Source organism: Streptomyces sp. NPDC028419 (assembly GCF_055565515.1).
Map to the genome: position 1 here is coordinate 110932 of NZ_JBVHUE010000005.1, position 22537 is coordinate 133468.

Consider the following 22537-nt stretch of genomic DNA (forward strand, 5'->3'; position numbering starts at 1 on the left):
TGGGGATCATAGGGTCGTGCCGGAATTCATCATCAGCGGTTCGCCTGCCCCACTCCGGTCAGGCCAGCGAAAGGGAGAGTTGGGTCAGTGAGCAGCCCCGAGGGTCCGATGGTGAACGACACGGATGTCGCGATCATCGGCATGGCCGGGCGTTTCCCCGGCGCCGACGATCTCGATTCCTTCTGGCAGCTGCTGAGCGAGGGCCGCGAGGGAGTCACCCGTTTCAGCCGCGAGGAGCTCGCCGCCGCCGGAGTGCCCCGCCGCCTGCTGGACGACCCGGACTACGTCCCGGCCCACGGCGTGCTCCCCGACGTCGACCTCTTCGACACCGGGTACTTCGAATTCACGCCGGCGGAAGCCGAGTTCACCGACCCCCAGCACCGGATCCTGCTGACCGCCGGACACGCCGCGCTGGAGCACGCGGGCTACGACCCCGCCCGCCACGACGGGCTGATCAGCGTCTATGCGGGCGCGGCCATCAACACGTACCTGCAACAGCAGGTCCTGCCCCACGTCGACCAGACCACCACCTCGAACCACTTCGCCGTGATGGTCGGCAACGACAAGGACTTCCTCGCCACCCGGCTGGCGTACAAGCTCGACCTCAAGGGCCCCGCCTACACCGTCCAGACGGCCTGCTCCACCTCGCTCGTCGCCATCCACCTGGCCTGCCAGGGCCTCATCAACGGCGAATGCGACATGGCGCTGGCGGGCGGCGTCACCATCAAGCTCCCCCAGGAGAAGGGCTACCTCTACGAAGAGGGCGCGATCCTCTCCCAGGACGGGCACGTGCGCACCTTCGACGCCGACGCCAGCGGCACCGTCCTCGGCAACGGCGTCGGCGTCCTCGTCCTCAAGCTGCTCAGCGACGCCATCGCCGACCGCGACACCATCCACGCCGTCATCAAGGGCACCGCCACCAACAACGACGGCTCCGGCAAGGTCAGTTACGCCGCACCCGGCGCCGCCGGACAGAGCGCCGTCATCCGCGAGGCGCACGCCGTCTCCGGCGTCGACCCGCGCTCCATCAGCCACCTGGAAGCCCACGGCACCGCCACCCGGCTCGGCGACCCCGTCGAGGTCTCCGCCCTGACCAGGGCGTTCCGCGCCGGCACCACCGACACCGGCTTCTGCGCCATCGGCTCGGTCAAGTCCAACCTCGGCCACCTCGACGCGGCCGCCGGCGTCGCCGGCGTGATCAAGACCGCGCTGATGATGCGCCACCGGACCCTGGTGCCCACGCTGAACTACCGCACGCCCAACCCGGCCATCGACTTCGCGTCCGGCCCCTTCACGGTCGCCACCGAGACCCGGCCCTGGACCGGCGACGGCCCGCTGCGCGCCGGGGTCAGCTCCTTCGGCATCGGCGGCACCAACGCGCACGCCGTGCTGCAGGAGGCCCCGGCCGTCACCACCGGCGCCCCCTCGCGCCCCGGCCAGGTCCTGGTCCTCTCCGCCCGCACCGCCACCGCGCTGCGCACCGCCGCCGATCGGCTCGCGCGGCACCTGGACGACGGAGCCGGCGCCGGCGACACCGGCACGGACGGCCCCGGCGAGGAGCGGGCCGCCGCGGCCCTGCTCGCGGACACCGCCTACACCCTGGCCGTGGGCCGCCGCGCCCACGAGTTCCGCCTCGCCGTCCACGGCGCCGACCGCGCCGCGCTGGCCGAGGCCCTGCGCGCCGCCACCGTCCCGACCGGCCACGGCGCCACCGAGATCTCCTTCGCCTTCACCGAGCACGTCCCGGGCGCCGAGGCGCTCGCGGCCGAGTGGGCCGCCGCCGAACCGGCCTTCGCCGCGCACCACGCCGCCGCCCTGGCCGCGGGCGCCGCCGAACAGGGGGAGCGCGGGCTGGCCTTCGCCCTCCAGTACGCCCTCGGCCGGCTCTGGCTCGACTGGGGCGTGCGTCCCGTCGCCGTCCACGGCGACGGCCTCGCGGCCCGGGTGGCCGCCTGCGTGACCGGCGCCCTGGACCTGGCCGACGGCTTCGCCCCGCAGACCCCCACCACCCGGGCGGCGGGCGGCTCCGGCATCGCGCTGCGCAGCGCCCAGGAAGAGGTCCGCGGCCTCGTACTCGGCGTCTCCGACGGCCCCTGGCAGGGCGTCGCCCGCGCCTGGCAGGCCGGGGCCGACGTCGACTGGACGGCCTGGTTCGACGGCGAGGAGCGCGGCCGCGTGCCGCTGCCCACCTACCCCTTCGAGGGTCGGCGCTGCTGGATGACCGCTCCCGCGGCCGCCGCGGAAGCTGCCACGGACCACGAAGGCCGCGGCCCGCACCCGCTGCTGGACGAGAACGTCTCCACCCTGGACACCCTGGCCTGGCGCAGCTCCCGCTCCGGCGAGGAGTTCTACCTCGCGGACCACCGCGTCGCCGGCGCCCCCGTCATGCCGGCCGTGGGCCACCTGGAGCTGGCACGCGCCGCGGGCGAACTCGCCTTCGACGGCCCGGTGCGACTGCGCGACGTCTCCTTCGAGCAACTGCTCTCCTACGCCGAGGGCCCGCGGACCGCCCTGGTCTCGCTGTGGCAGGAGCAGGAGCAGGAGCAGGAGCAGGAGCAGGAGCAGGAGCAGGAGCAGGACGCGACGGCGTACGATGTGACGGACTCGGTCGACCCGGTCCGCTTCGAGATCGCCGAGGACGACCGCGTCCACGCCGCGGGAACCGTCCTGCCCGGCGCGCCCGCCCCGGCCGGCCCCTACGACCTCGCCGCGGCGGCGGACCGCTGCGCCGAGGCCGTCTCCCACGACGACTGCTACGCCCTGCTGCGCGAGCGCGGCCTCGACTACGGCCCCCGCATGCGGGCCCTGGCCGAGGTGGCCCTCGGCGACGGCGAGGCCCTCGCCATGCTCGAACTGCCCGAGGGCGCGGCCCTGGACGGCGCCCTCCTGAACCCGGCCCTGTTGGACGGCGCCCTGCACGCCCTCGTGGTGCTGCTCTCCCGCGCCTACGGCGACGCCGCCGACGGCTTCCTGCCGCTCGCCCTCGACGAACTGACCGTCCACGCGCCGGTCGACGGAGCCTGCTGGGCCCACGTCGAAGCCGGCCGCACCGGCGAGCGGTCCGCCGTCGCCGACCTGAGCCTGCTCGACTCCGACGGCCGGGTGCTGGCCCGCCTGGCCGGGCTCACCGTCCGCGTCCTGAAGGACGGCGCGAGCCCCGCCGAGCCCACCGCGGAGCTGCTGGTGCGCCACTGGGTCGACGCCCCCGCCGAGCCGGCCGGCCACCGTCCCCGCACGGCCCTCGTCGTGGCCGACGAAGAGGCCCGCCGCACCGAACTGGACGCCCTGCTGCGCTCCCTGGGCGCCGAACAGGTCACCACCGACGGCGCCCTCGACACCGCCCCGGACACCGTCGTCGTGGACGAGCCCACCGCCGGCCAGGCCCTGGACCTGGTCCGCGAGCTGCTCCGCGGCCGGCCCGCGACCCCGGTACGGGTCCTGCTGGTGCACCGCCACGAGCCGGCCGGGGCCCGCCCCGAGCGCGCCGCGCTGGCCGCCTTCGCCCGTACCGTGCGGGCCGAGAACCCGCTGCTCGCGGTGCAGGCCGTGGGCCTGGCCGCGGACGCGGACGAGGCCGCGGCGCTCGCCGCCGAACTCGCCGGCCCGGGCCGCGACGCCGAGGTGCTGCACACCGCCGGCGCCCGCCGCGTCCCCGCGTTCCGACCCGCCCCGGCCACCGAGCCGGTCCCCGTTCGCGACGGCGGCCACTACCTGGTCACCGGCGGCGCGGGCGGCCTCGGCCGGATCGTCGCCGACTGGCTGACCGCCGGCGCCGACTGCCGCGTGGTCCTCCTGGGCCGCAGCGAGGAGCCCGCCACCGCACCCGCCGACGCGCGCGTGACGTACCTCAGCGCCGACGTGTCCGACCCCGAGGAGCTGGCCGACCGGCTGGCGCGGGCCCGTACGCTCCACGGCCCCTTCCACGGCGTCGTGCACGCCGCCGGCATCCTGCGGGACGGCTTCGCCCTGACCAAGTCCGCCGAGGACCTGGAAGCCGTACTGGCCCCCAAGGTGGCCGGGCTGCGCGCCCTGGAGGCCGCCACGGCCGAGGACCCGCTCGACTTCTTCGTCGCCTTCTCCTCGATCGCCGCGCACATCGGCTCCGCCGGACAGAGCGACTACGCCTACGCCAACGCCTACATGGAGGCCCACGCCGAGCGCGACGGCCGCACGACCGCGATCGCCTGGCCCATGTGGGCCGAGGGCGGCATGCGCCAGAGCGCCGAGGCGGCGGCCGACATCGCCGCCGCCACCGGCTTCGCGGTCCTGCCCACCGCGGCGGGCCTGGACCTGCTGGAGCGGGCCCTGGCCACCTCGGGCGCGGTGGTCGCCGGCTACGGGGACACCGCGCGGATCACCGCCGTGCTCGGCGCTCCGGCCGCCGCCCCCGCCGCCGAAAACGGCGCCGCCGACGCGGAAGTCGACGGCGCCGAGCACGGCGAGGGCCCGGCCCCGCGCGAGGCCGCCCTGGCGATGCTGCGCGAGCTGATCGCGGCCGAGACCGGGCTGGTGGCGACCGAGGTCGCCGAGGACGCGCCGTTCGACCGCTACGGCATCGACTCCCTGATGATCACCAAGCTCAACCGCGAGCTGGACCGTCGCATCCAGGGGCTGTCCAAGACCCTCTTCTTCGAGTACGCCACCCTCGGCGAGCTCGCCGACCACTTCGCCGAGCACCACCGGGCCGAACTGCTCGCCGCGCACGCCGGTCGCTCCGCCTCCACGGCCGCCGCCGTTGCCCGCCCGGCCGCCGCCGCCAGGCCCGCCCGCACCCGCCCGGGCCGTACCTCCCGCGCCGCCCGCACCCTCGACCCGGCCGTCACCGCGCACGACGCGACGGCCGCGACCGACGCGGACGACGAGGCCATCGCCGTCATCGGCCTGGCCGGCCGCTACCCGATGGCGGACGGCCTCGACGAGTTCTGGACCAACCTGCTCGACGGCCGGGACTGCATCACCGAGATCCCCGAGGACCGCTGGGACCGCGACCGCTGGTACCACCCGGACCCCGCCAACACCGGTACCGCGCACACCCGTTGGGGTGGATTCCTGCGCGACGTGGACCGCTTCGACCCGCTGTTCTTCGGCATCTCCCCGCGCCAGGCGGAGCTGATGGACCCGCAGGAGCGGCTCTTCCTCCAGAACTCCTGGCACGTCCTGGAGGACGCCGGCTACCGCCGCGCCGACCTGTCCGGCGCCCCCGTCGGCGTCTACGTCGGCGTGATGTACGGCGAGTACCAGTTCCACGGCGCCGTGGACGTACTGCGCGGTGGCCGCCCGCTCACCGGCTCCTCCTTCGCGACCATCGCCAACCGGGTCAGCTACGCGCTGGGCCTGTCCGGCCCGAGCCTGGCGCTCGACACCATGTGCTCCTCCTCGCTCACCGCGATCCACCTGGCCTGCGAGAGCCTGCGCCGCGGCGAGAGCGAGCTGGCGATCGCCGGCGGCGTCAACGTCTCGGTCCACCCGTACAAGTACGCCTTCCTCAGCCAGGGCCGGTTCCCCTCCTCCGACGGCCGCTGCCGCGCCTTCGGGGCGGGCGGGGACGGCTACGTACCCGGCGAGGGCGTCGGCGCCGTCCTCCTCAAGCCCTACCGCCGGGCGCTGGCCGACGGCGACCGCATCCACGGCGTCATCCTCGGCAGCGCCGTCAACCACGGCGGGAAGACCAACGGCTACACCGTGCCCAACCCCCGCGCCCAGCAGCGCGTCGTCACCGCCGCCCTGACCCAGGCCGGTGTGGACCCGCGGGAGATCGGCTACGTCGAGGCGCACGGCACCGGAACCGCCCTCGGCGACCCGATCGAGCTGACCGGCCTCACCGCCGCCTACCGCGCGGCCGACGGCACCGCAACGGCCCCCGGCCACTGGCCGATCGGCTCGGTCAAGACCAACGTCGGGCACCTGGAGTCCGCCGCCGGCATGGCCGGACTCACCAAGGTGCTGCTCCAGTTCGCCCACGACACGCGGGTGCCCTCGCTGCACGCCGTCGAGCTCAACCCGAACATCGACTTCGACCGCTCCCCGTTCCGGGTCCAGCGCACCGCCGAAGCCTGGCCCGCCGGGGACCGCCCCCGCCTGGCCGGCCTCAGCTCCTTCGGCGCGGGCGGCGCCAACGCCCACCTCGTGCTGCGCGACGCCCCCGAGCCCGCCCCGGCCGCCGCCGCGCCCGCCGCCGAGCAGAGCGTCGAGGAGCCCGTGCTCTTCCTGCTCTCCGCCCGCGACGAGGAGCGGCTGCGCGCCTACGCCGACACGGCCGCGCGGTTCCTCGAAACCGAGCGGGTCCCGCTCGCCGACCTCTGCTTCACCACCCAGGTCGGCCGCGAGGCCATGGCGGTCCGCCTCGCGGTCCTCTCCACCGACGGCGCCGACATCGTCGCCGCCCTGCGCCGCTACGCCGCGGGCGGCCCCCTGCCCGGGACCACCGGCGCCACCGGGTCCGAGCAGGACGGTCCGCTCGCCGCGGCCGCCCTGCGCTGGCTCACCGGCGCCGAGGTGGACTGGGCCGCCGAGCACGCGGAACGCCCCGGCCCGACCCCGCGCCGCACCGGCGCCCCGCTCTACCCCTTCGCCGACGAGCGCTACTGGATCCCGCTCGACCCCGACGCGCACGCGGAGACGGCCGCCCTGCACCCGCTGGTCGACGCCAACGAGTCCACCGTGGCCGAGGCCAGGTTCCGCAAGACCCTGCGCGCCGACGACGCCCTGCTGCGCGACCACGTGATCGAGGGACGCCCGCTCCTCGCGGGCGCCGCGACGCTGGAGTTCGTACGGACCGCCGCCGCGCTCGCCGAACCGGGCGTGCGGCACACCCTGCGCGAGGTCGTCTGGGGCCGGGCCGTCGAACTGCCCGGCGACGCCGCCGAACTGGCGCTGTACGCCGCCTTCCGGGCCGACGGGGACCGGCTGGCCTTCGAGGTCTTCTCCCGTACCGGGGACGCCCGCACCACCCACGTCCAGGGCATCGCCGCCCCCGCGGCACCCGTCGAGCCCGGCGCCGCCGAGATCGAGGCCCTGAGCGCTCGACTGACCCCGGTGCGCGAGCGGGACGGCGCCTACGCCGACTACGCCGCCGCGGGATTCCACTACGGCCCGTCCTTCCAGGTGATCGACGAGGTCCGTACCGGACCGGGGGAGGCCCTGCTCCGGTTGAGCGCCGACCCCGCCGCGCCCGGCACCGAACTGCCCCCGGCGCTGCTCGACGGAGCCCTGCGGGCCTGCCACTGGGCGGGCCGCACCGAGTCCCCGCGCCCCGGCGCACTGGACGTCCCCTTCAGCCTCGGCGCGCTGGAGGCGTACGCCCCGCTGCCCGCCGTGTGCTTCGCGCACGCCCGCCTGATCGGCGAGAGCGCCGGCATCCGCCGCTTCGAGGTGACCGTCCACGACGAGCAGGGCCGCGTACTGGCCCGCGTACGGGACTTCGCGGGCCGCACCCCGACGGCGGCGGCCACCTCGCCCGCCACCCCGGTCGTGGCGGCGGCTCCCGCCGCTGACGACGCCACCGCCACGGGCGAAGCCCGGTTCTACGAGCCGTACTGGCGCCCCGCCGCCGAACCCGCGGCGGCGGACGCCGCGGCACTGCCCGCCACCCTCGCCGTGCTGGGCGAGGACGCCGCCCTGGTGGACGCCCTGGCCGCGACCGGCGCCTGGCGCCGGGTGGTCGCCGTACCCGAGCTGGGGCAGGCGCGCACGGACCGGCTCGCCGGACTCGCCGACGAGCACGGCCTCGACCTCGCCCTGGTGCGGGACCCGGCCTCCGCGGACGGCCCCGGTGCGGCCCCCGACGAGCTGGAAGGGCTCTGCTTCGAGGTCCTCGGCCTGCTGACCGCGACCGCCGCGGGCACGCTGCCCGGCCGCGTCCGGTGCCTGCTGGCCCACCCGCAGGACGCCGGTGCGGACCGCCCCGAACAGGCCGCACTGGCCGGCTTCGCCCGGTCCACCGGCCCGATCACCTCCCGCTTCGAACTGCTCACCCTGGGCCTGCCGCACGACCTGGACCCGGCCGGCCGGGCCGTCGCCGTCGCCGTCGAGCTGCGCGCCGCCCCGCGCGCCGCCGGCCTGGAGGTGCGCCGCACCACCACCGGCGGGCGCGAGGTGCGCGCCCTGCGGCAGGCCGTCGCCACCGCGACCGCCACCGCGACGCCCCTGCGCGAGCACGGCGTCTACGTGATCACCGGCGGCAACGGCGCGATCGGCCGGCTGCTGGCCGAGCACCTCGCCCGTACCTGCCGGGCCAAGCTCGTGCTCGTCGGCCGCTCCGAGCCCGACGCCGGAGCCACCGCCTGGCAGCACGGCCTCACCGCCCTCGGCGCCGAGGTCCTGGCGCTGAGCGCCGACGTGGCCGACGCCGCCGCACTCGGCGCCGCCCTCGCGACGGCCCGGGAGCGCTTCGGCGCCCCGCACGGGGTGTTCCACCTCGCGGGCGTCGCCGACGACGGCCGGGCCACCGACGGCGACCGCGACCGCTTCGCCCGGGTGCTGGCCGCCAAGACCCGCGGCCTGGTCCACCTGGACCGGCTGACCCGGGACGACGCCCTCGACCTGTTCGTGGTCTTCTCCTCCGTCTCCTCCCTGGTCGGCGACTTCGGCGCGGCCAGCTACGCCACCGCGAATCGTTTCGCCGACCTCTACACCGTGCTCCGCGACTCCTGGGCCGCCCAGGGCGCGCGCCACGGCCGGAGCCTGTCCCTCGGCTGGCCGCTGTGGTCGGTCGGCGGGGTCGACGGCCTGGTCAACCCGGCCGAACTGGCCGCGTACACGCGGCGCAGCGGGATGCGGGCGCTCACGGCCGAGCAGGGCCTGGCGGCGTTCACCGGCTCCTTCGCCGTCCCGGCGCCGTGGCTGGTCCCGGCCTGGGGCGAGCCCGCGGCCCTGGACGCGGCGCTGGTGGAACCGGCCGGCGCGACCGGGACCGCCCACCGGCCCGCACCGCACACCGCCCCGCTGCCCGTCACCGCGGTCGCCGACGTGCGCGCCCGCCTCGTGGAGCACCTGAGCGAGGTCCTGTCCGAGGTGCTCGGGCTGCGCGCGGGCCGGCTCGACAGCCGCGTCCCGCTGGACGACTACGGGCTGGACTCGGTCCTGGTGATGGAGTCCAACAGGCTGCTCGGCAAGGACTTCCCGGGCCTGCGCGGCACGGTGTTCTTCGAGTGCCGCACGGTCGAGGAGCTGGCGGCGCACGTCCTGGCCGAGCACCCGGACGCGGTCGCGCGACTGTTCCCCGCCCCCGCCCCCGCCCCCACCACCACCCAGGCCCCCGCGGTCGTCGCGGCCCCCGCCCCCGTGCGGTCCGCCGCGGCCCCGGCCACGGACCCGGCAGGGGACGAGCCCATCGCCGTCATCGGCATCAGCGGGCGCTACCCGCAGGCCCGCGACCTGGACGAGTTCTGGCAGAACCTGGCCGACGGCCGGGACTGCGTGAGCGAGGTCCCCGCCGACCGCTGGGACGCCGACGCCCTCTTCGACGCGGACCCGACCACCCCGGGCCGCAGCTACAGCCGGTGGGGCGGCTTCCTGTCCGACGTCGCCTCCTTCGACTCGCTGTTCTTCCAGATCTCGCCGATGCAGGCCCGCACCATGGACCCGCAGGAGCGGCTGTTCCTGGAGACCGCCTGGTCGGCGCTGGAGGACGCGGGCTACCCGCCCGCGCGCCTGCCCGCCCCCCGCTTCGGCGGCCAGGGCCACGACGTCGGCGTGTTCGTCGGCGTGATGTGGAACGACTACGCGGTCCTCGCGGCCGCCGAGTCCGCGCGCGGCAACCACCAGGTGGTACTGGCCAACCGCTCGTCGATCGCCAACCAGGTCTCCTACTTCGGGGACTTCCGCGGCCCGAGCGTGGTCGTGGACACCGCCTGCTCGGCCTCCCTGGTCGCCGTGCACCAGGCGTGCGAGAGCATCCGCCGGGGCGAGGTCGGCTACGCCGTAGCGGGCGGGGTCAACGTCGCCGTGCACCCGGACAAGTACGTCCACCTCAGCCGCAAGACGATGCTCGCCGCCGACGGTCGCTGCCGCGCCTTCGGCGCGGGGGGCAGCGGATACGTGCCCGGTGAGGGCGTCGGAGCGGTCGTGCTCAAGCGGCTGTCCGACGCGGTCCGCGACGGCGACACGGTGCACGCCGTGATCCGCTCGACCGCCGTCAACCACGGCGGCCGCACCAGCGGCTACACCGTCCCCAACCCGCACGCCCAGCAGGCCCTCGTGGAGCAGGCGCTCGCCGCGGCCGACATCAGCGCCCGCACCATCGGCGTGCTGGAGGCGCACGGCACCGGCACCGCGCTCGGCGACCCGATCGAGCACACCGCGCTGGCCCAGGCCTACGGCAAGCACACCGCCGACACCGGATTCTGCGCGCTGGGCTCGGTGAAGTCCTCCATCGGCCACCTGGAGGGCGCGGCGGGCATCGCCGGCCTCACCAAGGCGGTGCTCCAGCTGCGCCACGCCACCCTGTTGCCCACGCTGCACGCCGAGGAGACCAACCCGGTGATCGACTTCACCGGCTCCCCCTTCACCGTCCAGCGCGAGAGCGCCCCCTGGCCGCGGCCGCTGGCCGAGGACGGCAGCCCGCTGCCCCGCCGGGCCGCCGTCAGCTCCTTCGGCGCGGGCGGCACCAACGCGCACGTCATCGTCGAGGAGTACCTGGCGCCCGAGCCCGCCCCGCAGACCGTCGAGACGCCCGAACTGATCGTCCTGTCCGCCCGCGACCCGCAGCGCCTGACCGCCTACGCGGCCGAACTGGGCCGCGTCCTGACCGCACGGGCCGCCCGCACGGACGGCGCCCCCGTCCGCCTCGCCGACGTCGCCCACACCCTGCGGGTCGGCCGCGAACCGATGGCCGAGCGCCTGGCGTTCGTCGCCGCCGACCTCACCGACGCGGCCGAGCGGCTCACCGCCATCGGACGCGGCGAACAGGGCCAGTGGTTGCACCGGGGGCAGGTCCGCCCGCACCCGATGCTGGAGGACCTGCTGGCGGCCCGGACCGGAGGCGAGGACTTCCTGGCCGCCCAGGTCCGCGCCGGCCAGGACGACATGATCGCCCGGCTGTGGGTGTCCGGCATCACCGTCGACTGGAACCTGGTCCACCGCCTGCGGCCCGCGACCCGGCGCACGGTGTCCCTGCCCACGTACCCCTTCGAGCGGGTACGCCACTGGATCGACCTCACCGGCTCCGCCACCGCGGCCGCCGTGAGCGCCGCCCCGACCCCGTCCGTCACCGCCCCGGCGGCCACCGCGCCGCTGTGGCACCGGACCCTGACGGCGGACGCCCCGGTGCTGCGCGACCACGTCGTCGACGGCCGCCCGGTCCTGCCGGGCGTCGGCCACCTCGACCTGGTCGCCGAGGCCGCCGGCGGCGCCGGTATCGGGCGGGCCTTCACGGACGTCCGCTGGATCGCCCCGCTCGCCGTGACCGGCGGCGCGGAGCGGGCCGCCGTCCGCTTCGACGCCGAGGGCTACCAGGTGCTCGGCGGCGACGACGCCCTGCGCTCGCGCGGCCGGCTCACCGAGGCCGCACCCGCCCCGGAGCCCCTGGACACCGAGGAGCTGCGGGCCCGCATGGAGACCGGTCCCGGACAGGACGCGTTCTACGCCCTGCTGCTGGGCCAGGGCCTGCCCTACGGCCCGTTCTACCGCCGCGTGGAGCAGGTGTGGACGGGCGGGGACGAGGTCCTCGGCCGGCTCGGCCGGAGCGTCGACGACGGCGCCCACGCGCTGCACCCCGGCGTCCTGGACGCCGCCCTGCACACCTACGCCGCCCTGCTGGCGCGGCGCCGCGGGGCGCAGGCCCGGCCGATGCTGCCCTTCGCGGCCGACCGCGTCGACGTCTTCGGCCCGGTGCCGGACCACGGCTGGTCGTACGTGCGGGAAACCGGCACCGACCGCTGCGACGTCTGGGTCCTGGACGGGACGGGCGAGGTCCGGGTCCGCTTCACCGGCCTGACCTACCGCCAGGCGAAGGCGCCGACCGTCGTCGCCCACCGACCCGTCTGGATCCCCCGCGCGGCCGAGGAGGGCGCCGCGCCCGCCCGCAGCGTGCTGCTGGTCGGCAGCGCCCTCGACGCCGAACCGGCGGCCGGGATCGCCCGCGCCCACCGCGGCGCCGAACTGACCCGCCTGGAGATCGGCCCCGGCGGCCTGGCGGAGGCGGAGCTGGACCGGGTCCTGACCGGCCCGGGCGCACCCGACCTGGTCTACTTCCTCGGTACGGGCACGGACACCGTGCCGGGCGCCCCCGTCGGCGCCGCCGCGCTGCACGACGTCAACGAGCGCGGACCGATCTCGCTGTACCGCCTGGTCCGCGCGCTGGACCGGCACGGTCTGCTCGAAGCGGAGCTCCGGCTGAAGGTCGTCACCCACGACGTCCACCCGCTGGAGCCCGGGGACGACTCCGCCCCCTGGTCGGCCGGACTGGCCGGTCTGGCGACCGTGGTCGCCAAGGAGTACCCGGCCCTGAAGGTCGCCCTCGTCGACGTCCGCGCCGCCGAGGCCGCCGACTCGGCCGCCCTGGTGGCCGCGGAACCGTTCCCCGCGCGCACCACCGCCGTCTCCCTGCGGGCCGGCGTACGACGGGTCCGCGTCCTGGAGCAGGTCGAACTGCCGGCGTCCACCGGCCGGTTCCGCGCCGGCGGCGTGTACCTCGTCATCGGCGGCCTGGGCGCCGTCGGCCGGGACACCTGCCGGTACCTGGCCACGACCTACCGGGCCAAGCTCGTGATCATCGGCCGGTCCCCGCTCGACGCGGCGCGCCAGCAGGTGCTCGACGGGCTGGAAACGGCCGGGGCCCAGGTGCGCTACCTGCCGCTCGACGCCACCGACCCGGCGGCGCTCGCCGAGGCCGTCGCCCTGGCCAAGCGCGAGTTCGGCGCCCTGCACGGCGTCGTCAACGCGGCGATGGTGCTGGTCAACCAGGTCGTACGGGAACTCCCCGAGGCCGAGCTGCGCGCGGCCCTGACCTCCAAGACCGACACCACCGTCAGCCTGCTGGACGCGCTCCGCGGGGAGTCCCTGGACTTCGTGCTCTTCTACTCCTCCGGGGTCGCCTTCGAGGGCAACCACGGACAGGCGGGCTACGCGGCCGGCTGCACCTTCGCCGACGCCTACGCCCTGCACGCCGCCCGCACCCTGCCCTTCCCGGTCCGGGTGCTCAACCTGGGCTACTGGAACGCGGGCGGGGACGCGGAGCGCGAGCGGGTGCTGCGGCGCTTCGAGGCGGCCGGGATCCGGCCGTTCACCGCGGAGCGCGGCATGGCCGTGGTCGAGCGGACCCTGGGCGCCGAACTGCCCCAGCTGCTCGCCCTCGACGCCGACCAGCACATCCTGGACAACCTGGGCGTGGTCGCGGACCGCACGCTGACCGTGCACCCCGCGGGCCCCGGTCCGGCCGCGGCGCCCGAGGTCGGTTTCGCCGCCGACCCCGCGCGGGACGGTGAACTGCGGTCCTACCAGCTCGCGGTGGCCGAGGCGGAGGAGCTCGCGCACCGCCTGCTCGCCGCCGCCCTGGACCGGGCCGGACTCTTCAAGCTCCTGGAGGGCCGTCCCGTACGGGCCCACGGGCGCACCGAACTCGCCGACCTGCTCGGCGTGGTGCCCGAGCACGCCGACCTGTTCCGGGTCCAGCTCGACATCCTCGCCGCGACCGGATTCCTGTCCGCCACCGGCGACGGGACCGACGGCCTGCTCTCCGGGACCCGCTCGGTGGAGCCCGAATCCGGCGTGGTCCGCGAACTGGACGCGCTGATCGCCCGGCACCCCGGCATCGCCCCCGTCGCCTCCCTGCTGCGCGACTGCCTCGCCGCCCTGCCCGAGGTGCTCACCGGCCGACTCGGCGCGATGGAGGTGCTCTTCCCCGACGGATCCGCCGAGCGGGTGGCCGCCGTCTACCGGGGCGACCCGGTCACCGACCGGTGCAACGCGGAGGTGGCCCGGCTCGTCGTGGCCCAGGTCGAGGCCCGGCGCGCGGCCGCGCCCGGAGCCACGGTCAGGATCCTCGAAGTGGGCTCCGGCACCGGCGGCACCAGCGCCGCGGTGCTGGCCGCGCTGGCCCCGTACGCGGACGAGGTCGACTACGTCTTCACCGACGTCTCCCCGGCCTTCGTCCGCAAGGGCCGCACCCGGTTCGCCGCGGCCCACCCCTTCGCCCGGTTCGAGGTGTTGGACATCGAGGCCGGTCCCGGGGCCGGCCCGACCGGAACGGGCATCGAGGCCGGCGCGTACGACGTGGTCTTCGGCACCAACGTCTTCCACGCCACGCGCGACCTCGCCCACACCCTCGCGCAGACCAAGCGGCTGCTGCGCGGCGGCGGCGTGCTGCTCCTCACCGAAGGCACCCGCCCCCAGCACCAGTTGGCGCTGATCTTCGGCCTGACCACGGGCTGGTGGCTCTTCACCGACGCGGAGCAGCGGATGCCCGGCTCCCCGCTGGCCGCCGAGCGGCAGTGGCGCGACGTGCTCGGGGCCAGCGGATTCCACGGGATCAGCACGGGCTCGCCCGCGACCAGCGCCGGAACGGCCTTCCAGAGCGTGATCGCGGCGGTGAGCGACGGCCTGGTCCCGGCGCCCCGCCCGGTCGCCCGGCCGACCTCGGCGGCGCCCGCGGGGGCCCCTGCCGCGGCCGCGGTGGACGCCCACGCCTCCGCCCCCGCGCCGGCACCGGCCCGTCCGGACGACGCGATGGAAACGGTCACGGCGGTGTTCGCCCGGGTGCTGGAGATGGCCCCCGAACAGCTCGACCCCGACCTCACCTTCGAGAACTACGGAGTGGACTCACTGGTGGTGCTGGACCTGACCCGGGCCCTGGAGGCCGTCCACGGGCCGCAGCCGGCGACCCTGCTCTTCGAGCGGATCACCATCCGACAGCTCGCCGAGCACTTCTCGCGCACCGCCGCGCCCGCGGCGGACCCCGAGCCCGAGCCCGAGCCGGTACGGGCGACCCCGGCCCCCACCCCCGCCCCGCAGGGTCCCGCCGACGGCGCGGAGACGCTCGTCGCGGGCCTGTCCGACACGGCCGTGGAAGAACTGCTGGCCGAACTGCTGGGCCGCGACGGCGGCTCCGAAGGAGGAAACCGATGACCGCCGAGCCCTTCAGCTGCGTGGTGGTCGGCGAGGAGGCCCTCCTCGTCGAGTGCACCAAGGTGCTGCTCGCCCGCGGGCACACGGTGGCAGCCGTGGTCAGCCCGTCGGAGCAGCTGCGCGCCTGGGCCGAGGGCGCCGACCTGACCGCCGTGCCGTTCGGCCCGGACCTGGTCGAGCGCCTCGCACCGCTCCGCTTCGACTACCTGTTCAGCATCGCCAACCTGCGGATGCTGCCGGACGAGGTACTGGAGCTGCCCGCCCGACTGCCCGTCAACTTCCACGACGGGCCGCTGCCCCGGCACGCGGGTCTGTTCGCCACCAGCTGGGCCGTCCTGGAGGGGGACACCGACCACGGCGTCACCTGGCACGTGATGACCCGCGAGGCCGACACCGGCGACCTGCTCAAGGAGCGGGCCGTCCCGGTCGGTGCGAGGGCGACCGCGCACGACCTCGACGTGGCCTGCTACGACGCCGGCATCGAGTCCTTCACCGAGCTGGTCGACGAGCTGGCCGCGGGCACCGCCACCCGTGCGCCGCAGGACCTCGCCCTGCGCACCTACCACGGCAAGTACGACGGCCCCCCGGGCGCCGGTGTCCTCGACTGGCGGCGCCCCGCCGCCGAGCTCGACGCGCTGGTGCGCGCCACCGACTTCGGCCGCCGCCCCAACGGCTTCGGCACCGCGCTGCTGGCGCTGGGCGACGACGCCTTCGTCGCCGTCCGCACCCTGGAGCCCACCGGTCGGCCGTCCACCGCCGCACCCGGCACCGTCGTCGACCGCGGCCCCGACGGACTCACCGTGGCCACCGCCGACCACGACGTGCGCCTGACCGCCCTGACCACGCTCGCCGGCGAGCCCGTCGACCCCGCGGCGCTCGCCGACGCGGCGGCCCGCGACCACGGCGGCCGGCTGCCGCTCCTGACACCGGAGCGCACCGCCGAACTGGCTGCGGCCCTGCGCGCCGGGCACCGCCAGGAGGGCCACTGGCTGCGCACCCTCACCGCGCTCGAGCCGCTGCTCGCGCCGCGGTTCGGCCCGCTGCCCGAGCGCCGCCGGTCCGCGGAGCCGGTCGCCCTGCCCCAGGCCCTGGTCCCCGGCGCCGCCCCGGCCCCGGAGCGGCTCGCCCTCGCCGCGGTGCTGGGCTTCCTCGCCCGGCTGGCCCGCGGCGGCGAGCGCGACGTGGCCCTGCCCGTGGCGGCCCCCGCCGCGCTGCTGGTGGCCGAGGTCCCGCTGCGCGCCCCCGCGGGGCTGCTGGAGCGGACCCTGCCCGAACTCGCCGAGCTCGTGGGCGCCGAGGCGACCGCGCTGGCCGCCCGCTCCCCGTACCGGCGCGACCTGCTGCTGCGCCACCCGGCCACGGCCGCGCCCCTCGGCGGCTTACCCGTCGCCGTCCTGCTCCCGGGCGCGGCCCAGGACGCCCCGGCGCCCGCCGAGCGCGCGCTGACCGTACGCATCGACGCCGCCGGCACGGTCTCCTTCCACCGCGGCGCCGGGCTCACCGAGGGGCACGAGGGCTGGCTCGCCGAGCACTTCGCGCTCTTCCTGGCCGCCGCGGCCGAGAGCCCGCGGCTCCCGCTGGCCGCGCTGACGCTGCTCGGCCCCGAGGAGCGCGACCTCGTCCTCGACCAGTGGAACGACACCGCCGAGGAGTACCCGCGCGAGCGCACCCTCACCCGGCTCGTCAGCGACATCGCCTGCGCCGCGCCGGCCGCGCCCGCCGTACGGGACCGGGGCCACGAGCTCGGCTACGGCGAGCTGGAGGCCGCCACCGACGGGCTGGCCCGACGCCTGGCCGAGCTGGGCGCGGGACCGGGCTCCCGGGTCGGCGTCTACCTGGAGCGCGGCGAGCGGCTGCTGGTCTCCCTGCTGGCCGTGCTCAAGACCGGCGCGGCGTACGTACCCATCGACCCGATCTACCCCCCGGCCCGGATCGGCCACATGCTCGGCGACTGCGGGGCCCGGCTGGTCCTGACCGACGAGGCCCTCGCCGACACCCTGTCCGGCTTCCCGGTCACCCCGGTCCTGGTCACCGAGCGGGACACCCGGCCGGACCCGGCGGCGCCCGCCGCCGCGCCGCTGGACCGCTCGGACCCGGACGCGCCCGCCTACGTCATCTACACCTCCGGCTCCACCGGGCTGCCCAAGGGCGTCCAGGTGGGCCACCGGGCACTGGTCAACTTCCTCTGGACGATGGCCCGGAGGCCCGGCTTCGGCTCCGGCGACTCGCTGCTCGCGCTCACCACGGTCTGCTTCGACATCGCCGCCCTGGAGCTCTACCTGCCCCTCGTGCGCGGCGGCACCGTGGAGGTGCTGCCCGCCGAGGTCGCCGCCGACGGCTTCGCGCTGCGCGAGCGGATCGAGGCCGCCGCGCCCACCGTGCTCCAGGCCACGCCCACCACCTGGCAGATGCTCCTCGCCGCCGGCTGGCCCGGCGACCCGGACCTGCGGGCGCTGTGCGGCGGCGAACCGCTGCCCGGCGAGCTGGCCGCCGAACTCGTCGGCCGCGTGGGCGCCCTGTACAACATGTACGGCCCCACCGAGACCACCATCTGGTCCACGGTCGACCGGGTGCTGCCGGGCGGCGCCGTCACCATCGGCCGCCCCATCGGCAACACGCGCTGCCACGTGCTCGACGAGCGGGGCGTGCCCGTACCGCCGGGCATCCCCGGGGAGCTGTACCTGTCCGGCGACGGCGTCGCCGACGGCTACCTGGCGCGCCCCGAACTGACCGCCGAGCGCTTCGTGGCCGCCCCCTTCGGCGAGGGCCGCGCCTACCGCACCGGCGACCTGGTGCGCCACCTGCCCGACGGGCGGCTGGAGTACCTCGAACGCATCGACGGGCAGATCAAGCTCAACGGCTACCGGATCGAGCTCGGCGAGGTCGAGTCGGCCCTGCGCCGGATCGACGGGGTCACCGCGGCTGTGGCACTGGTCCGCGAGGACCGGCCGGGGGAGCGCCGGATCGTGGGCTACGCCACCGGTCGTGCCCTGCCCGGGCCGGACGCGCTGCGCGCGGCCCTGCGGGAGGGCGCCCTGCCCGCCTACATGGTCCCGGCCGCGGTGGTGGCCTTGGAGGCCCTCCCGCTCACCCCGAACGGCAAGATCGACCGCAAGGCACTGCCCGCCCCGACGGCCCCAGGCCGGATCGCCGGCGGCGGCGCGGCCGTCCGCAGCGGCCTGGAGGGCCGGATCGCCGAGGTCTGGTGCGCGGTGCTGCGCCTGGACCGGGTCGGCGCCGAGGACAACTTCTTCGACCTGGGCGGCGATTCGCTGGGCCTCACCCGGGTGGTGGCCCTGCTCCGCGAAAGCCTGGGCCGGCCGGTCTCGCGCCTGGACATGTTCGGGCACCCGACCGTCCGGGCCATGGCCGCCCACCTCATCGCCGCCGATGCCGCGGCCGACGGCGCCCGCGCCGCGGGCCGCCCCGCGGCCGCCCGACCCGCCGCGGCGGGGGCCGCCCCGCCGGCGCGGCGCGGGCGCGACACCGCCGCGCTCGCCGGGCGCCGCAATCGACGCGGAGGCCGGACATGACCGGCGGCTCCGCCCACCACGCACCACTCATCCAGTCAGGTAACCCAGGGGGATCCATGTCCGTGTGCACCGTCTGCTCGCTCAAGGCCGACCATCCCGGAGTCGTCCTCGACGCCAAGGGCGTCTGCAACCTGTGCACGATGGACTTCGCCGAGGACCTGCTGGAGAACTACCGCTACACCAGCAAGGTGTTCACCGAGTTCCAGCAGGCCCCGCAGGCCACCGGCGAGTTCGACTGCCTCTTCATGTACAGCGGCGGCAAGGACAGCACGTACATGCTGGACAAGTTCGTCAACGAGTACGGCAAGCGGGTCCTGGCCTTCACCTTCGACGTGCCGTTCGAGAGCGTGCACGCGGCGCAGAACATCGCGCTGGCGAAGGAGAAGATCCCGGCGACCTTCGTGCTCGACGCCGACGACGACAACATCAAGCTGATGATGCGCGAGGTGTTCACCCGCAAGGCGCCCAAGAAGCCCGGCAAGTACCTCGACGAGAAGCTGCCCTGCGTCTCCTGCCGCACCTTCTTCGTGCTGCGGGCCATCCTGATGGCCTACCGGCAGAAGATCCCGTACATCGCGCTGTGCGCCGACCCGCAGCAGATCCTGACCATGGAGTCCAACGTCCGCGAGGTCGTGCGCGGCTTCTACAAGACCTTCGGCGAGCGGCTGGCCGACACCCTGTTCGGCGGGGAGCTGGAGGCGCTCCTGTTCGACGAGGACGAGAACCTCCCGAAGATCGTCTTCCCGTTCATCGCGACCCGGCACGAGTACGACCCCGACCGGATCGTCGAGGAGCTGCGCGCGAAGGGCCTCTACCAGTCCTCGCCGATGGAGACCCACTGCACGCTCTTCCCGCTGCTGAACTACTACTCGTTCAAGAATTTCGACTGCATGTTCTACAAGTTGAACGCGGCCAGTCACGTGCGGTCGGTCCAGCGCAACGCCGACTACGACCGCAACACCTTCAGCATCAAGTTCCCCCGCTCCCTCGACCTGCCCGTGGTCGAGGAACGTCTCGGCAAGGTGGTCCTCGCGCTCGCCGCCGGTGAAGGCACCCGGGAGGACCACGAAGCGGAGCTGGTGGACCTCTTCCAGCGCATGGACGCCAGCGAGGACGCCGCCCGCTTCGTGGCGGCCAGCTTCCTGGACATGCGCGCGGTCGCCGCCGACCTCGGCATCCCGCTGGGCTGACGCCCGCGGCCCCGGCCGACCTCCACCCGCTTCGAGAACCCGACGAGGGAGACCCACCATGACTGTTTCCGCATCAGATTCCGTATCAGACTCCGACATCGCGATCATCGGCATGGCCTGCCGCTTCCCCGGCGCGGACTCGGCCGACAAGTTCTGGGACGTGCTGCGCGAAGGGCGCGAGACGCTCACCCGGTACACCGACGAGGAACTGCTGGCCGCCGGCGTGCCCGCGGACCGCCTCGCCGACCCGCGCTACGTCAAGGCCGCGCAGACCATCCCGGACACGGACCTGTTCGACTCCGAGCTGTTCCAGTTCACCCACGACGAGGCCGAGATCCTCGACCCGCAGCACCGGATCTTCCTGGAGTGCGCCCACGAGGCCCTGGAGCGGGCCGGATACGACCCCCAGCGCACCGACGGCCGCATCGGCGTCTACGGCGGCGCCGGCATGAACACCTACCTGCTGCACAACCTCGGCGAGCGCTACCGCGCGGCCGGCTCGGTCGACCACTACCGGCTGATGCTCGCCAACGACAAGGACTTCCTGGCCACCCGCACCGCGTACAAGCTCGACCTGCGCGGCCCGGCCATCAGCATCAACACCGCCTGCTCCACGGCGCTCGTCGCCGTGCACACCGCCTGCCTCGCCCTGATCGGCGGCGAGTGCGACATGGCGCTGGCCGGCGCGGTCCACCTCGGCCCGAAGGACCAGGGCTACCAGTACCAGGAGGGGATGATCTTCTCTCCGGACGGGCACTGCCGCGCCTTCGACGCCGAGGCGCAGGGCACCGTCATCGGCAGCGGCGCGGGCATGGTCGTCCTCAAGCGGCTCTCCGACGCGCTCGCCGACGGCGACTGGATCCACGCCGTGGTCAAGGGCTCCGCCGTCAACAACGACGGTGCCCACAAGACCGGTTACACCGCCCCGAGCATCGCCGGACAGGCCGAGGTCATCGCCGACGCCCAGGAGGTCGCGGGCATCGCCCCCGACACCATCGGCTACGTCGAGGCCCACGGCACCGGCACCCCGCTCGGCGACCCCATCGAGGTCGCCGCCCTCACCCAGGCGTTCCGCCAGGGCACCGAGCGGGTCGGCTTCTGCGCCCTCGGCTCGGTCAAGACCAACATCGGCCACCTGGACACCGCCGCCGGCATGGCCGGTCTGATCAAGACGGCGCTGATGCTGGAGAACGCCACCCTGGTGCCCAGCCTGCACTACACCCGGCCGAACCCCGAGATCGACTTCGAGACCGGCCCGTTCTACGTGAACACCGAGACCACCAAGTGGCCGCAGGGCGAGGGCCTGCGCCGGGCCGGGGTCAGCTCCTTCGGCATCGGCGGCACCAACGCGCACGTCATCCTGGAGGAGCCGCCGGCCCGGGCCGCCGTCCCGCGCGGCCGGGACCGCGAACTGCTCGTGCTCTCCGCGCGCTCCGAGGCCGCCCTCAAGCAGTCCGGCGCGGCCCTGGCCCGCCACCTCAAGCAGCGGCCCGACCTCGACCTCGCCGCCGTGGCGCAGACCCTCTCCCTGGGCCGCCGCGGCCACGGCCACCGCCTCGCCCTGGTCGCCAAGAGCACCCGCGACGCCGCCATGGCCCTCGCCCTCGGCGACGCGGACCGCCTGCACCAGGGCGCGCCGAAGGGCGAACCGGCCGCCCCCGTCCTGGTCCTGGACGGCTCCGGCGCCGACGCCGCCGACCGCGCCGAACTGTACGACGCGGTGCCCGCCTACCGGGAGGCCGTGGACGCCTGCACCCGCGCCGGAGCCGGCGAGGCCCACGAGGACTTCGTCCACGGCTACGCCCTCGCCTCCACCCTGCTGGCCTGGGGCATCGAGCCGGCCGCTCTGGCGGTCACCGGCACGGGCGCCGCCGTCGCGGCGGCCCTGGCCGGCGCCCTCCCGCTGGAAGCGGCCCTGGCCCTGGCCGACGGCCGCACACCGGGGGAGTGGCGGGCACCGGGCCTGCCCGTGCTCTCCCCGCGCACCGGCGCCTGGATGACCGAGGAGGACAGCCGCACCGCGCACGCCTGGACGGGCACCGGCGACCTCTCCGGCCTCGACGCCCAGCTCACCGGCACCGGGCGGTACGCCTTCCCGCTGGCGCCGCAGGACGACGAACCCGCGGGCCTGGCCCACCTGCTGGGCCTGGCCGCCCGGCTGTGGACGCTCGGCGCCGGTCTCGACTTCGAGGCCGTGGGCGCCGGCGCCGGCGCCCGCCGGGTGCCGCTGCCCACCCACCGCTTCGAGCGGCGTCGGCACTGGGCCGTGCCCGGCGCCCACGCGGCCACCGCCGCCGAGCCGCAGGACACCGACCGCTTGATCGGCCGGTTCGACGCGCAGGACCCGGAGCACAACCGCCGCCTGGTCACCGACTACCTGGTCGAGGAGATCGGCAAGGTCCTCGGCGGTAGCCACCTCGCAGCCCTGGACACCAGCCTCTTCGACCTCGGCCTCGACTCCCTGGTGCTGATCGAGATCGTCGCCAAGCTCACCGAGGAGCTGGACTTCGCGGTCCCCGCCACCTCCTTCGTCGAGTTCCCGACCATCCGCGCCTTCGTCGACAACCTGGCCGAGCTGATGGGCTTCGCCGCGGCGGCGAGCGCCGCGCCCGCGGCCGACGGCCGCACCTCGCGGCGGGCGCAGCGCGCCGCGGCCGCCCAGGGCCCCGCCGCCTGACCCGCAGCGCGCCCGTGGCCCCACCCGCCGGACCGCCCGCCCCCGCGACCGGCACCCCAGACCTTGTGAGAAGA

General features: G+C 75.6%; 4 protein-coding genes. All 4 read left to right on the top strand.

What is annotated here, in order from left to right; genetic code table 11:
- The first annotated feature begins 87 nt into the window (after window positions 1-87).
- The 4 genes from ACZ4UB_RS08275 to ACZ4UB_RS08290 are packed head-to-tail and all read left to right on the top strand — an operon-like array spanning window position 88 to window position 22463.
- Window positions 88-15063 (top strand): SDR family NAD(P)-dependent oxidoreductase, encoded by a 14976-nt coding sequence (locus tag ACZ4UB_RS08275; RefSeq protein ID WP_468069071.1) that lies wholly within the window; start codon window positions 88-90, stop codon window positions 15061-15063.
- Entirely contained in the window at window positions 15060-18596 is a 3537-nt protein-coding gene (locus ACZ4UB_RS08280) for an amino acid adenylation domain-containing protein (protein WP_468069072.1), read from the top strand. Before ACZ4UB_RS08275 ends, ACZ4UB_RS08280 begins: the two co-directional genes overlap by 4 nt.
- Window positions 18597-18652: 56 nt before the next feature.
- A complete protein-coding gene (locus tag ACZ4UB_RS08285; protein WP_468069073.1) occupies window positions 18653-19786 on the top strand; it encodes an adenine nucleotide alpha hydrolase family protein in 1134 nt (377 codons plus the stop codon).
- A gap of 58 nt (window positions 19787-19844) precedes the next feature.
- Window positions 19845-22463: a type I polyketide synthase gene (locus ACZ4UB_RS08290; RefSeq protein WP_468069074.1), complete on the top strand. Its 2619-nt coding sequence runs from the start codon at window positions 19845-19847 to the stop codon at window positions 22461-22463.
- Window positions 22464-22537 lie beyond the last annotated feature (74 nt).

Coding starts and splice junctions, on each gene's coding strand:
- ACZ4UB_RS08280 (WP_468069072.1), top strand. CDS start 15,060: ATGACCGCCGAGCCCTTCAGCTGCGTGGTGGTCGGCGAGGAGGCCCTC.
- ACZ4UB_RS08285 (WP_468069073.1), top strand. CDS start 18,653: ATGTCCGTGTGCACCGTCTGCTCGCTCAAGGCCGACCATCCCGGAGTC.
- ACZ4UB_RS08290 (WP_468069074.1), top strand. CDS start 19,845: ATGACTGTTTCCGCATCAGATTCCGTATCAGACTCCGACATCGCGATC.